15 protein-coding genes are annotated in these 14,019 nt (G+C 52.8%); 10 read left to right on the top strand and 5 right to left on the bottom strand.

The features are described 5' to 3' along the window. Window positions 1–76 precede the first annotated feature (76 nt). The 3 genes from KNP78_RS07525 (at window position 77) to KNP78_RS07515 (ending at window position 1,840) form a co-directional block, all read left to right on the top strand. Window positions 77–898 carry a YihY/virulence factor BrkB family protein gene (locus tag KNP78_RS07525; protein WP_034777670.1) on the top strand — a complete coding sequence of 274 codons (822 nt, stop codon included), beginning with the start codon at window positions 77–79 and terminating at the stop codon, window positions 896–898. A gap of 79 nt (window positions 899–977) precedes the next feature. After that, window positions 978–1,532, top strand: coding sequence for a hypothetical protein (locus tag KNP78_RS07520; protein ID WP_034777669.1), 555 nt, complete (start codon window positions 978–980; stop codon window positions 1,530–1,532). A gap of 14 nt (window positions 1,533–1,546) precedes the next feature. After that, window positions 1,547–1,840 (top strand): hypothetical protein, encoded by a 294-nt coding sequence (locus KNP78_RS07515; RefSeq protein ID WP_233004283.1) that lies wholly within the window; start codon window positions 1,547–1,549, stop codon window positions 1,838–1,840. A gap of 151 nt (window positions 1,841–1,991) precedes the next feature. Here the strand turns inward: KNP78_RS07515 and putP are convergent, their stop codons facing one another. Then, window positions 1,992–3,473: a sodium/proline symporter PutP gene (putP, locus tag KNP78_RS07510; protein WP_214823554.1), complete on the bottom strand. Its 1,482-nt coding sequence runs from the start codon at window positions 3,471–3,473 to the stop codon at window positions 1,992–1,994. A gap of 356 nt (window positions 3,474–3,829) precedes the next feature. After that, the gene (locus KNP78_RS07505; RefSeq protein ID WP_214823553.1) at window positions 3,830–4,807 is read right to left on the bottom strand and encodes a D-alanyl-D-alanine carboxypeptidase family protein; all 978 of its coding nucleotides are present in this window, start codon (window positions 4,805–4,807) and stop codon (window positions 3,830–3,832) included. Between the two features lie 201 nt (window positions 4,808–5,008). On the opposite strand from KNP78_RS07505, the gene KNP78_RS07500 reads away from it, so the two are divergent. The 5 genes from KNP78_RS07500 to KNP78_RS07480 all read left to right on the top strand — a co-directional run bounded on the left by KNP78_RS07500 (window position 5,009) and on the right by KNP78_RS07480 (window position 10,435). Beyond that, window positions 5,009–6,541, top strand: a complete 1,533-nt coding sequence (locus tag KNP78_RS07500) for an FAD-dependent oxidoreductase (protein ID WP_214823552.1) — start codon at window positions 5,009–5,011, stop codon at window positions 6,539–6,541. Window positions 6,542–6,607: 66 nt separating this feature from the next. After that, window positions 6,608–8,074, top strand: a complete 1,467-nt coding sequence (locus KNP78_RS07495) for a carboxypeptidase M32 (RefSeq protein ID WP_034777664.1) — start codon at window positions 6,608–6,610, stop codon at window positions 8,072–8,074. An 11-nt stretch (window positions 8,075–8,085) separates the two neighbouring features. Next, the gene (locus KNP78_RS07490; protein WP_214823551.1) at window positions 8,086–8,799 is read left to right on the top strand and encodes a glycerophosphodiester phosphodiesterase; all 714 of its coding nucleotides are present in this window, start codon (window positions 8,086–8,088) and stop codon (window positions 8,797–8,799) included. A 252-nt stretch (window positions 8,800–9,051) separates the two neighbouring features. Beyond that, a complete protein-coding gene (locus KNP78_RS07485; RefSeq protein ID WP_034777661.1) occupies window positions 9,052–9,849 on the top strand; it encodes a DUF4397 domain-containing protein in 798 nt (265 codons plus the stop codon). Further along, window positions 9,797–10,435 (top strand): class F sortase, encoded by a 639-nt coding sequence (locus KNP78_RS07480; protein ID WP_353048154.1) that lies wholly within the window; start codon window positions 9,797–9,799, stop codon window positions 10,433–10,435. The genes KNP78_RS07485 and KNP78_RS07480 overlap by 53 nt, the downstream gene beginning before the upstream one ends. Window positions 10,436–10,542: 107 nt before the next feature. Here the strand turns inward: KNP78_RS07480 and KNP78_RS07475 are convergent, their stop codons facing one another. Together KNP78_RS07475 and KNP78_RS07470 are read right to left on the bottom strand one after the other, a co-directional pair. After that, window positions 10,543–10,980 carry a MarR family winged helix-turn-helix transcriptional regulator gene (locus tag KNP78_RS07475; RefSeq protein WP_034777659.1) on the bottom strand — a complete coding sequence of 146 codons (438 nt, stop codon included), beginning with the start codon at window positions 10,978–10,980 and terminating at the stop codon, window positions 10,543–10,545. Between the two features lie 90 nt (window positions 10,981–11,070). Beyond that, entirely contained in the window at window positions 11,071–12,129 is a 1,059-nt protein-coding gene (locus KNP78_RS07470; protein WP_214823550.1) for a GTP pyrophosphokinase, read from the bottom strand. A 112-nt stretch (window positions 12,130–12,241) separates the two neighbouring features. On the opposite strand from KNP78_RS07470, the gene KNP78_RS07465 reads away from it, so the two are divergent. Then, window positions 12,242–12,469, top strand: a complete 228-nt coding sequence (locus tag KNP78_RS07465; RefSeq protein ID WP_157964157.1) for a hypothetical protein — start codon at window positions 12,242–12,244, stop codon at window positions 12,467–12,469. A 104-nt stretch (window positions 12,470–12,573) separates the two neighbouring features. Next, a complete protein-coding gene (locus KNP78_RS07460; protein WP_034777657.1) occupies window positions 12,574–12,897 on the top strand; it encodes a YflT domain-containing protein in 324 nt (107 codons plus the stop codon). Between the two features lie 38 nt (window positions 12,898–12,935). On the opposite strand, the gene KNP78_RS07455 is transcribed toward KNP78_RS07460, so the two are convergent. Further along, window positions 12,936–13,973 (bottom strand): SDR family oxidoreductase, encoded by a 1,038-nt coding sequence (locus KNP78_RS07455; RefSeq protein WP_214797518.1) that lies wholly within the window; start codon window positions 13,971–13,973, stop codon window positions 12,936–12,938. Between the last annotated feature and the right edge of the window lie 46 nt (window positions 13,974–14,019).

The following is a 14,019-nucleotide window of genomic DNA, read 5'->3' as shown; positions in this document are numbered from 1 at the left end:
TCCTGCCTTTCCTTTTTGAAACTTTTTTATTTCACATACCGCATTTATATAATAAAAATAGAAAAGAGCGCACGATATGATACAACCATTTCTTCACACATTCAAACGATTTTTTGCCGAACGATTCTTCGATCAAGCCGCGATGTTGGCTTACTATTTCATCCTGTCCACATTCCCATTTCTATTGTTCGTCCTCGGCATCGTCGGATGGCTGCCGTTCTCGAGCGGAGACGTCATCTCGGCGTTGTCCTTGGTGATGCCCGAAGCGAGTTATCGATTGTTACAAGGGAACATCGAAGCCATTTTTGATGATTCGAGACTGCGCTTGGCCTCGCTCAGCATCTTACCGGCACTTTGGATCTCGTCGATGGCCGTCCAATCGCTCGTTCGCTCCTTGAACGACGCCTATCGACTGATCCGAAACAAAGCGTTCTGGCGCGGGGTGTTGCAAGACATCGCCGTGACGCTCGCGCTCATGTTCGTCCTGCCGTTCTCGTTGCTCGTCCCGGTCATCGAGACGGCGCTACGAGAGTTGGCAACCCATATCATCTTTATCGATGACATCGTCGCCCGATATGCCCAGATTTGGTTCTACTTCCGTTGGATCATCGGGACACTCATCCTGTTCAGTGTCTTCCTGCTCGTCTATAAGTGGTTGCCGAGCCATCGCGGCACGTTCCGAGACAGCTGGGCAGGGGCGGCTTTTGCGACAATCGGCATCTTGACAGTTTCGAACGTATTCAGCTACTATTCACAGTATGCAAACTATGAACAGTTTTACGGTCAGCTCGGTGCCTTTATCATCTTGTTGATCTGGTTCTACTTGGCGGCCTCGGTCATCCTTCTCGGGGGACTTCTGAACGCCACGCTCATCGAACAAAAAGAAATATCCGGTTGACGTGTAAATCGTTGTTATCAATCTTTGATTCAGGGAATGATATCGATAAGATCACATCTTTTAATCGGAGGTGGGAAACATGGATATGCAACGGCTCGTACACAATCGTCGTTTCATCGATCAAACATTGTTTTACCTCGCCTTACAATTATGGAAGTGGGTCATGTTACTGCCGATCTTGTTCTATTTGGACGTTGAGATGAGTAGCGCTCCGTTCACCCAGTATGTGATGGTCAGTCTGTTACTGTACGTGGCCTTCCGCGTCATGCAGTACGTGATTGCCAGTCGAGCCTCTTTGATGGAGCTCCTCGAGTTCGGTTATGCGGTCTTATCACTTCTGCTCGTCCTCTCGTTACTGCTTGAAGTGGCCGCCTCACCGGGAGCCATCGCTTTGATCATTGGTGTGTTCTTGGTTCATCCGTCGCTCGCCTTGCATCATTACCGTGATTTCTCGGAGCGGAAATGGTTGAACAAACAGTTTCAACTGTTTAGCCCGATGTTACGAAAAGGTGAGATTCCGGTCCATGTGCTCGTATTGACTGAGGATGAAATCATCATCACGGCAGAGAGTGGAAAAGAATACACGTATCGACATATTTACTGGGGCGGGTTCTATATTGAAAATGTCTCATGAAGGTGGTCTAGTCATTGAATAGTATCATTGTGATGGTGTTTTGGATCGTGACGTTTATCGTATTCTTCAAAGGGGCGTTCGACATGTGGCGCGAATGGCGCACCACAAAACAACGCTCTGTGTTATATTTCTTTATCGTATTGATGCTCACCTGGTTCTGGTTCAACCCATATCAGCTGACGGCGCTACATCCGTTCGTCTTGATGGCGTACTACTGGAACCGTAACCGATGGATGCGCAATGCGATGCTCGTCCTCGTATTGGTGCCATTTTTCATTCAATTATGGTTCATGGCGAGAGCGATGTAATCGAGTCTCAAGCCCGCAGATATCATATCTGCGGGCTTTTCTTTAATGCATTGATCACGGTGTTCTATAATACAAGCCGAGTTAGAGTAAAGATAAGTGACCGTGCGCAACAAAAAAACGCGAGCCGTTCGGCCCGCGTTTTTGATTGATGTTATTCTTTTTTCGCAACGGCGAGTTCAGCTTCCATATCACTGAATTCACGGTTGATTCGTTTTTGTTCACGTTGGCTCGTGAACGTGCTGACGAGAACGATAGCAAGCATACTGAGGAAGAAGCCTGGCACCATCTCATAAATCACGCTCGAGAGTCCAGTCACGATCCAAAGGATGACCGTGATGGCACCGACGAGGATACCGGCGAGGGCACCTTGGCGCGTCATCTTCGTCCAATAGAGCGACAAGAGAATCGCTGGACCAAAGGCTGAGCCGAAGCCTGCCCACGCATAGCCGACGAGCGTCAAAATCGTGTTCGACGGGCTGAGCGACATGAGAGTCGCGACAACTCCGACCGTTAAGACACCGATTCGACCGGCGAGAACCATCGTCTTCTCACTTGCTTCTTTATTGAAGAACTTGCGATAGAAGTCTTCTGTCAACGCTGACGATGTCACGAGAAGCTGTGACGATACGGTCGACATGACCGCCGCTAGAATCGCAGCGAGCAAGAATCCAGTGATGAACGGGTGGAACAATACTTCTGAGAAGCGGATGAACACCGTTTCCGGGTCAGCCAGGGCATTCCCTTGACCACGGAAGTAGGCGATTCCGACGAGACCTGTCATAACGGCACCGATGATCGAGACTGTCATCCAGCCCATACCGATACGGCGTGCCGTCTTCAATGATTTCACATCACGGATCGCCATAAAGCGGACGATGATGTGCGGTTGACCGAAGTAACCAAGTCCCCAAGCGAGGAGACCGATAATCCCGAGCGTCGACGTCCCTTTAAAGAGGTCGAACAAATCTGTGTTGAGCGTCGTGGCCGTGTTGACGGCGTTTGAAACACCACCGACGTCTGTCAAAGCGACGATTGGGACGAGTACGAGCGCAAGGAACATGATGACACCTTGTGCAAAGTCTGTCCAACTGACGGCTGTGAAGCCACCGAAGAGCGTATAAAGAATGACGACGCTAATCGTCACGATGACGCCCATCTGATAGTCAAGCCCGAACGAGCTTGCGAACAACTTCCCGCCAGACACAAGTCCGGCTGACGTGTAGAACGTGAAGAAGATGATGATAACGGATGCAGACAGGATCCGTAGCCAGTTCGAGTGATCTCGGAACCGATTCTCTAAAAAGTCAGGAATCGTGATCGAGTCATTTGCCATCTCCGTGAAGACGCGTAGACGGGGAGCGACTAACAAGTAGTTCAAGTAAGCTCCGATGACCAATCCAACGGCTAACCAAATCGCTGATAATCCCGTGGCGTACATTGCGCCCGGAAGTCCCATTAACATCCAACCACTCATATCCGAAGCTCCGGCTGACATGGCGGTAACACCTGGCCCCATTTTACGGCCACCTAACATATAATCTGATGAATCGGTCGTTCGCTTATAGGCGACGTATCCGATGAGGAGCATCATCACGAGATAAAGCGCGATGGATACCCATTCTTGCCATAACATTTGATTACCTCCTGTACGTGTTCAATTGTTGTCGTTTTATCAATCGTAGTTCAATCATGTGTGAATCTCACACAAATGCGTCAAACTTGAGTGATTCGGCGAACTTGTGACTAACCATAACGGACCTACTCAATCATTGCAAACTGTCATCTTTTCATAAAAATGGCTCTAAAGCGCATTGTATCAATGGATAAGAGCTATATTTTTCATGATTAAAGTTTAAATATTCTGACAATTAGTCATATGGGTGTTATCCCTGTGTCATCTTTTTGTCATATAACTCGTCTAATTTCTGATGCTTTAACGCAACCACCCGCTCTTCCCGGTACAGGGAAGAGCGGGTGGTTGATGTCCATTTATTCATGAGTAATGCCAAAAGCAATCTGTTCAACCGTACGCATCGTCGGGAACGTCTGTCCCGATTTAGCTTGCATGGTTACCAAAGCGTATTGTTTGCCGTCGCGTTCCATCAAGAACACCATCGTGTAGCCTGATTCGTCCGTGTATCCGGTTTTCGTTGCTGTGACGAGCTTCGAATAGTGGATGCTCCGCTCGTTGATGGCCGACCCCAGGTGATACCACCAACGTCGTTTCAAATCTCCGGCCTGATCGACAAACTTCGCCTCGTATTCGTACGTCCCGGCGATGTCGACTAGCTCTGGATATGTGCCGAACGCGTAGGTGATTTTAGCCATGTCGAGTGCAGTCGTAAAGTGTTCCGGGTCGGAGTAGCCGTGCGCATTCCGAAATTGGGTCCCGGTCAACCCGAGTACTTTCGAACGGGCGTTCATCAAGTCGACGAATTCGGATGTCGAACCGCTTACGTATTCGGCGAGGCTATTGGCGGCGTCATTCCCCGACTCGAGCAACGTCGCATAGAGCGCCTGGCGGACGGTGAGCCGGTCACCGACTGCGAGATGGACGATGTGACTGTCCCACGGGATATCGAGCGTCGACTGTTTTACGGTGACCACGTCTTTGTCGAGCTCATCTTTGTCGACTGCCGTCTCATAAGCGAGGAGGGCAGTCATCAGTTTTGTCGTACTGGCGGGAAAGACGCGTTCCGATGCGTTCTTATCTACTAAAATCTGACCGTCCGTCAAATTGACGAACGCCATCGATCCGACGAGCAGATCCGGTTTCTCGGCTGCTGCAATCGGTTGATGTGTCCATTCCTTGATTGGAATCTCCGGGAAAGTCGGTCCGGATTTGACGGGGACGGCTACCGGAGCGGATGGTTCTGCTTTTGGTTCTGAGTCTTGCTTGAAGCCGATTAGGGCAGGGATGATGGCGAGTAGTCCGATCAGGGCGAGGCCGACGGTCAATCGCCTCATGATGTACGTCTTTCTACGGTGTCTGCGGTTTCGTTTCACTATGTAATCGCTCCTTCATTGTTTACTTTTCTACCATAATGGATGGAGCCTATTGAAATCGTCATCAAAATAAAGAATCAGGTCAATAATTGACGCGTATGAAATGAAGTGGAATGGGTATACACAATAACAGACACTCAACCCACTAAAGGAGGCACCTTCATGCATCGTTATCCATTCACCAATTCCCTGTGGCGTCAACACGACGAGACCGTCCCGTATCCAAAGTTAGAAAGCTCGGTCTCATGTGACGTCGTCGTCATTGGAGCGGGCATCGCCGGGCTCGTGACAGCCTACGAACTACAGCGACGCGGTAAACAAGTCGTCCTGCTCGAGGCGGCCGAGGTCGGACGGGGGACGACCGGTCATACGACGGCGAAATGTTCCGTGCAGCACGGGACCGTTTACTCCAAATTGATTCGAACATTCAATCATGAGACGGCCCGACTTTATTATGAGTTCAATCAAGAGGCCCTTCGCTATTTGCAGGACCAGGTCGCGGACGGTTTCGACATCGATTACGAGACGAAAGATTCTTACTTATATTCTATCGACGGATCGAGTCAACTCGTCGCCGAACGGGAGGCATATGAGCAGCTCGACCTCGCAGGCGGGGACGCGACGGAGGAAGTGAATGCCGCGCTCCCTCTCCAAGTGAAACAGGCCCTTGTCATCCGGGACCAAGGCCAATTCCACCCGGTCAAGTACTTGAACGAGCTAGCCGTTCGTTTCGTTGAGGCGGGCGGTCGACTCCATGAGAAGACGCGGGCGACTGAGATCAGCTCCGGACCCCGACCGATCGTCACGACATCGACGGGGCGGCGGGTCCAGGCGAACCAAGTCGTCGTCGCCACCCATTACCCGTTCAATGATATCCGGGGACTATATTTCTCGAAGTTCGAGGTCGAACGCTCTTATATCGTCGCTTGCGAGACCGAGCAAAGCGTACCTGAGGGGATGTATTTGAGCGTCGATTCACCGAGTCGGTCGTTCCGTACGTTCCAGGAAGGGGAGAAGACGTACATGCTCGTCGGAGGGGAGGGTCACTTGAGTGGTCACGTGACGGAGACGCGCTCGCGTTATGACCGGCTCGACCGGTTCGCCCATGACGCGTTCGAAACGAAGAAGGCCAGCTTCCGTTGGTCCTCACAAGACTTGATCACACTGGACCATCTCCCCTATGTCGGACAGATGTTTAGCCGGGAGCCGGATGTGTTCGTCGCGACGGGATTCGCCAAGTGGGGGATGACGAACGGGATCGCCTCGGGGCTCCTCTTGGCTGATCTGTTGACCGGTCAGGACAATCGCTTCCGAGAACTATTAAATCCACTTCGTTCCAAGTTCAAGCCGGCGGATGTCGGTCAGTTCTTGAAAACGAACCTCGACACGGCGACCCAGTTCGTCAAAGGTTCACTCGAGAAACCGGGTACGCTCGACGACCTGCAGCTGGACGAGGGAGGCATCGTCCAAGTCGACGGCAAGAAGGTCGGCGCCTATCGCGACCTCGACAACGAATGCCATCTCGTCTCGACACGGTGCACGCATATGGGCTGCACGGTCAATTGGAACGACGCCGAACGCTCGTGGGATTGCCCTTGCCACGGGTCACGATTCGATACGAAAGGGAACGTGTTGGAGGGACCGGCGACGAAGCCGCTCTCATATGAGCGGAAAACCGATGTGTCGAAAGAATAGGCAACTTCCTTCGTCTATATTAAAGTAAAGAAGTAACGATATAACTGTCATAGGGGTGGAATCAGAATGGAACTAACAAAGCAGTGGCGTGACCATTTCAAACAATTGCGTGCCTTCGATGAGGCGATTTCTTTACTATACTGGGACATGCGCACCCAGATGCCGGAACAATCGGCACCGCTTCGGGCCGAGACGATCGGCTATCTGTCGACTGAGGCGTTCAAGCGCCAGACGAGCGAGTCGTTCAAAGACTTGCTCGCGCAAATGACCGAGACCGAGGAATTGACGCCGATTGAAGTCCGATCGGTCGCCGTCGCCAAGACGCAGTATGAGCGGAACGCTAAAATCCCTTCATCGGAATATCAGGCGTACGTGACGCTCGTCTCTGAAGCCGAGACGGCATGGGAGAAAGCGAAGGACCAGGATGACTGGCACATGTTCGCCCCATATCTCGAGAAGATCATCGGGTTCCAACGCAAGTTCGCCGAGTATTTCGGCTACGAGTCTCACCCGTATGATGCTTTGCTGTACGACTATGAACCTGGCATGACGGTCGTACAGCTCGATGCGTTGTTCCAGACGCTCCGGGACGAACTCGTCCCGCTCATCCGCGAATTGCCGGAACCTGTACAAGGACTCGACTGGGCGATGGACAAGTCGGTCCAACAGCGGTTGTGCGAGGATTGGATGCGTGTCGTCGACTACGATTTGACACGGGGCCGACTCGACGCGACGGTCCATCCGTTCGAGATCACGATCAACCGGCGCGACGTGCGCATTACGACAAAATATGACGAGGCCGACTTCCGCAACGCCTTGTTCGGGACGATGCACGAAGCGGGCCATGCCACGTATGAGCAACAAATCGACTCGGAACTCGACGAGCTCGGGCTCGGAGGCGGGGCCTCGATGGGAATCCATGAATCACAGTCGCTATTCTTCGAGAATTTTGTCGGGCGAAGCGAAGCGTTCCTGAAGAGCGTCTATCCGCGTCTTCAAACAGAACACCCTGCGCTTCAGGACGTTTCTTTCGAGACGTTTTATGCCGGGGTGAACGAGGCAAAACCCTCTCTCATTCGAATCGAAGCGGACGAGTTGACGTATAGTCTGCACATCATCATCCGCTATGAGCTCGAAAAGAAACTGATCCAAGGCGATCTTTCGGTCGAGGAATTACCAGAGGCATGGAACGCGCTGTATAAGGAATATCTCGGTGTCGATGTCCCGAGTGATGCGAAAGGCGTCCTGCAAGACGTGCACTGGGCCGGCGGTTCATTCGGTTACTTCCCAAGCTATGCACTCGGCTTGGTCTATGCCGCCCAATTGACAGAGGCGCTCCGTGATGCCCATCCAGAGTTTGAATCGCTCGTCAGCAGTGGCGAGTTCGGCCCGATCAAACAGTGGCTCGAAGACAATGTCCATCGTCATGGGAAGGCGCTCACCCCGAACGAGTTGATCAAACAAGTGACCGGGGAAGACATCTCGGTACGTCCGCTCGTCCGCTACTTGACGAGCAAATATAAAACGAACTGAGGCGAATACAGATGAGATTCTTCGCGCATCGAGGAGTGATGGCCCGCCATCCCGAAAATACGATGACAGCGTTCCGGGCTGCACTCGAGGCCGGGGCAGATGGGATTGAAGCGGACGTTCATATGACGACAGATGGACGTCTCGTTCTTATCCATGACGAGACGATCGATCGGACGACAGATGGTCAAGGGCGGATCGCCGATATGACGCTATCAGAACTGAGAGCGGTCAACGCGGGCGTCACGTTCGCGGTCCACGAGCAGATTCCGACGTTAGATGAACTGTTCGATTTGTGTCAAGGGACGTCGGTGGTACTGAACCTCGAGGTCAAGACCGATATCGAACGGTATGCCGGGATTGAGCAGCGACTGGTCGATACAATCCGGAATCGACGTGTCCCCGTTGAACAAATCGTGTTCTCTTCATTCAATCATGCGACGCTCAAACGTTTGAAGCGGTTGGCGCCAGACATCGAGTGTGCGGTGCTCTTGGCCCAACCTCTCTATGACCTTGTGGCGTACTGTGCGAAGGTCGGGGCGACCGCCGTGCATCCGAACGTCCGGACGATGACCGATGAGGAAATCCTACAGCTTCAAACAGAAGGGCTCGCCGTGCGTCCCTATACCGTCAAGACGGTGCATGACCTCGAACGGTTTCGCCGGCTCGGGGTCGATGCGGTGTTCGTAAACGACATCGACTGGGCCAAAGCACATTCAACCCCGTAACGTTACGCGTTGCGGGGTTTTTAAATTAAGGTGAAGGGGAAGTGTGGGTAATGTAAAGAAAGCGGTTTCTTCTCGATGTGCCCAGCGGCATATTCAGAGCACACCGTCACCTTTACGCCGTTGCTCCGTTGTCTTAAATTTAAGATGTCACCAGCTACATAGCAATCAGATGTAGCATACTTTGCAGCACGCATCAAACTTGTCGTACGCAGTCAATCGGTCAACCCAAGCAGAAAAAGGAGGAAATTTCACATGAAGAAATTGATGTCTTTACTTGGTACACTCGCCTTGGCGTTTGCACTCATCGTACCGGTCAGTGCGGATGGACACGAGAACGCGATGGTACGTGTACTCCATGCTTCACCTGATGCACCGGCGGTAGATGTCTACGTCAACGGTGAAGTCGCAGTCGAAGGCGCAGAGTTCAAAGCGCTCACCGACTATTTGACACTCCCGGCTGGAGATTACAATGTTGAGATCAAGCCGGCAGGTGATGCCGAGACGGTCGTCGTTGCGGCAGACCTCTCGATCGAAGCAGGCAAGTTCTACACAGCGGCAGCAATCGGCCAACTTGAAAACATCGAGATCGCAGCAATGGAAGACGATGCGAACTTTGAAGACGGAAAATCGAAAGTCCGTGTCGCTCACTTCTCACCTGACGCACCGGCAGTCGATGTAGCCCCTAAAGGTGGCGACCCGCTCTTCTCGAACCTTGAGTTCAAAGCAGTCAGCGACTATGGCACACTCGACGCTGGCACGTATGACCTCGAAGTTCGTCCGGCCGGCGCGACTGACGTCGTGAAGGCGCTCGACGGTGTTGCCCTCGAAGGCGGCAAAAACTATACGGCGTTCGCCATCGGACTCCTTGAAGGCGAACCAGCGTTTGAAGTCCTCCTTGCAGCAGACGGCGGTGAAATGGCCGGAGCTCCAGAAACAGGACAAGGCGGTCTCGCTCAGACAGCATCAATGAACTGGTTGCTCGCAGCAGCGGTCCTTGGTGCAGCAGCAGCTGGCTTCTACGTCTTTCGTCGTCAGAAGCAAGACGCTTAAGCTTCTCTTGATCGGAACGCTATCGTTCCTTATGATCGCACCGGGCGCGGACGCACCGGACGCGGACTCGAAACTGACGACCGTCGGTTTCGCCGACCCGCTCGTCCTGTCAGCGACCGAGATCGATCGTCAATCTTTTCACACAGATACGTTCGTCCCAAAACGACTGAAGATTCCGTCAATTGATGTCGATGCCGTCATCCAACCGGTCGGGAAAGACCGACTCGACCGGATGGATACGCCGACAGACGCTGATGAGGTCGGATGGTATCGTTACGGGGCCAAAGCGGGTGCGACGGGTAACGTCGTACTATCCGGTCATCTCGATGACCTTCGCGGACCGGCCATCTTCGCAAACCTTGGCGAACTGCGCCTCGGAGAATCGGTGACGCTCCAGCGTAGCAAAAAGGTGATCGAGTATGAAGTCGTCTCCGTCGAACGGTACCGACTCGAAGACGTTCCGCTCGCCTCGATCTTTGCGGCGACCCAAGCGACACGGCTTCAGCTCATCACATGTGCGGGCCCATATGACCCGGAACACGGATATCGTGACCGGATCGTCGTCACGGCAATCGCCAAAGCATGAACGAAAAAACCCTCGCACAAGGCAACTGCCTTGACCGAGGGTTTTTTCGTTTGTAGGACGACACAAGAAAAACGACTGCGGCCGAAATGAATCGGGCCCAGTCGTTTTTATGCGTCCATTCGATCAAGCAATTTGGACAGAAGAATCAATTCGTCATCTGAAAAGTCTTCGAACACGTCCATCAAGTACTCGATTTTCATATCTTCTAACGTCTCGAACAAGGCACGACCTTCCTCGGTCGCCTGTAACTCGACGACGCGGCGGTCGCGTTCGCTACGTTCGCGTGAGATCAATCCTTTTTTCGTGAGCTCATCTGCGAGTGCCGTGATCATCGAAGCCGAGAACTGAAACTCGTTCGATAAGGCCGAGGCGATTTGAGGACTGTTTTGACAAAGCGAACGAAGGATGAAGAATTCGTTGCGCGTCAAGTATTGAGAGAACATCGACCGGAGGTTTTTCTTCACTCCGCGATAGTTCATGCGAATCCCTCGCTCAGCATCAGCGACGAGCTGACGGCGGGATGCTGTTTGTACAGGTGTTGTCATCCTCAAGCGTACCTCCTAGGTAAATATCATTATTTGCATATATTTCAGAACATAAAAACATTCTACAACAAAAACATGAAGTCTGTAAAGTTATGATGGCTCTTCACGGATGCGAAGTTCTTGGATGACTTCATCGTAATGTTTCAAGTCCGGATAGAAGCGGCGGAAGAAGAACTCGATCTGCTGGTCATCCCCTTCGGCGAGCAGCTTGGCGAGGACAGCGTAGACAACGCCCATCCCTTGCCGCGGCAACAATGACGACGGTAAGAGCGTCGCGCATTGGATGGCCCGGTTGAAGTAACGGTCGAGCGTGTCACTCAAGTCCTGGAACGTGCGAATCTCGGCGTAATGGAACATGCGCGTCAATTCGATAATCGTCGACAGGTCGGTGTCGAGCAACCAGTCGCTCTGGAAGATGGCGTTATCGAGCTTCTCGACAGTGACGTCATTGGCGATATAATAGTTCAAGTTGTCCCGGGTGATGCTCACTTTGTCCGGTGACTCGACGATCCGTTCGACCGTCTCCTGCTCGAACGTCCGCAGTTGCTTGCGGATGTTGACGAACTCGGAATCAGCGATTTCGAGCAGTCCCGCGACACGGCTGAAACTGCGTTTGATCTCCGGCGGGACGGCGTTCGGGTTTTTATAGCCTAAGTCGTGCTCAATCTCGGCCCAGGCGTGTTGCAAGATGGACCGGACTTGAATCTCGGCCTCTTTCTCTTCGAAGCGGCGATACTCTCCGAGGGCGAGCCGCTTGTTACTCAAACCGACGACGTAATGGACCGAGAGGTAGCCGAACTCGTTCGGGTCGAGCAGGGTGGATTTATCAATCGACTGTTCACGGTCGATTCGGAACTCGTCCTCAAGGATTTGGGCCACGGCCCGGACGTCGTCATGGAAATAGGTCACGATCCGAATCCCCGCCAAGTCTTGGACGTCGCGCAATGACCGGTATTGGTACGGTTTGCGGGACAGTTTGGCATATAGACTCTCCGCTTCCTTGGCCCGGGCGACGATCGAGTGGAACTGAATCCCGGCGTCATTCAATAGTTCACTGAGAAGCGACTTCAGTTTGGCGGCGAACGCCTCGTAATCCTCTTTCTCATTCATATAGTCGAGCATGATCGTATTCATATCCTGTCTCGGCATCTACATCACTCCTTGTCTCATTATAAGTAGTATAGCATCATTGAAATCGCTGTCGCACCTGTCTGCCGTCCCTATGATACAATACGGCTTGGAACGGGAAGGAGTGTCGCATGTGAGAGTGAGCCATACATTGAAATCGATGGAGCGCGAGAAGCTCGAGATCGTCGCCGGCCTGTTGCAACAGGCCGGTTATCGGGCGGGGAAGATCGATTGGCAGACCGGGGTCAATATCGTCCGTCTCAGCCGTGAAGGGGTCTCGTCTGAACCGGAGGAACGGGCACGAATCCAAGGCATCGTCGATCATTTTGGAATCGATGACTGGACCGCCACGTTTTCTTGAGTCCCTCTTTTTCAAATCGCTGACGGAAAATGGGTTTTACGACTCATTTTTCGGGAATAGTATATTATTCGATTTTAGAACAGCGGACGTTTAGGAGGATGAATATGTTAGAAACAAGAATCGTGCGGGATATGACCTCGGTCGACCATGAAGTGAATGGAATGGTGTCAGGCGGATGTGTCAACGAGAACATTTACTTATTTGCCAAAGATGAAGAATTGACGGTGCGTCTTGCCGCAGAAGCAGGTGTACAACCATACCGCATCACTGAAAAAGGATTGTGGGAATCACTCATGTCGAAGTTCACGAAAAACTCGGATGACCGCATCGATCAGCTCGAGAGCCTCGGTCTGACGAAAGAGATGGTCGAATCACTCGAAAGTGAAATCCAAGCCGGGAAGATCGTCCTCGTTTGCGACAAATCATAAAAACAGCCGGAACTGATACGGATCAGTCCCGGCTGTTGTCATTTCGTCTCGTAATAGGCGTTCACGATCCGGCGCAGCGAGCGCTCATTCAAATCGAGCGGTTTGAACCCGGCGTCCTGCAACAGGCGTTTCGTGTTCGCATCCTGGAATGAGATGTTGCGGTTCAAGTACGGGTTGAACACTTTTACCATCTCGTTGAACGTCTGCTCGACGTTGCTCAACGAGGACGTCGCCGTCTCGGTGATTTTCAAATGCGGGAACTCGAGCGCCTGCTTCATATATTCGAGCATCGTCTCGTTGCGCGGCGGGGCATCGTTCGTCACGTTATAGATGGTATCCGGCTTGGCGTGTTCGATGGCCGCGAGCAGCACGTCGGCGACGTAGTCGACCGGGACGAGGTTCGACGTGCCCGTCTCGGAGCCGAGGAGTCGGATCGGACCGACAGGCGCGCCTTTGCGTTCGAGTCGACGCTTGAACACTTCCAGGGCCCGCATATAGCCGTACATCGTGAACTTCGAATCGGCCTCGCCGGTCTTCGAGTCGCCGACGATGATGGCGGGCCGGAAAATGGAGACGGCCAGGTCATGCCGGGCTTCCCAGACGGCTTGTTCGGCATGGGCCTTGCTCTCCTCGTACGGGTTATGGAACGTCTGATCGGTCGCATACAGCGACTCATCTCCGATCTCGCGTGCGCCGAGCGTATAGGCCGTACTGACGTGGAAGAAGCGGGGGCAGTGCAAAGCTTTCGCGAGGGCGAGCGCTTGCTGCGTCCCCGTCAAGTTCGTCTCGAACAGCTCATCGCGGAGCTCCTCGTCGAATTTGACGAGCGCGGCCATGTGGAGCACCAAGTCGAAGCTCCGCTCATGTTTTTTGATAAACTCATCGTCCGCTCCAAGGAACGGGGCGGTCAAATCCCCGGCCAGCACTGTCATCGAGCGGCGTTCGTCCTGCGAGAACATCGCCTCCACTTTTTCAGGCGTGCGGGCGAGGACACATAACGTGTGGCCTCGATGAATCAACTCGCGGGCGAGCCGTCCTCCTAAAAATCCGGTCGCACCGGTCATAAAAATGTTCACAGCGTTCTTCCTCTCTTTTCAGTCTCTCCCCATCATAACAAGCGAC

The sequence above is a fragment of the Exiguobacterium sp. s28 genome (assembly GCF_018618135.1).
In the GTDB taxonomy this organism is placed as follows: domain Bacteria; phylum Bacillota; class Bacilli; order Exiguobacteriales; family Exiguobacteriaceae; genus Exiguobacterium; species Exiguobacterium mexicanum_A.
Note: the sequence above shows the minus strand (reverse complement) of the source record. Positions and strands in the feature narration are given on the sequence as shown.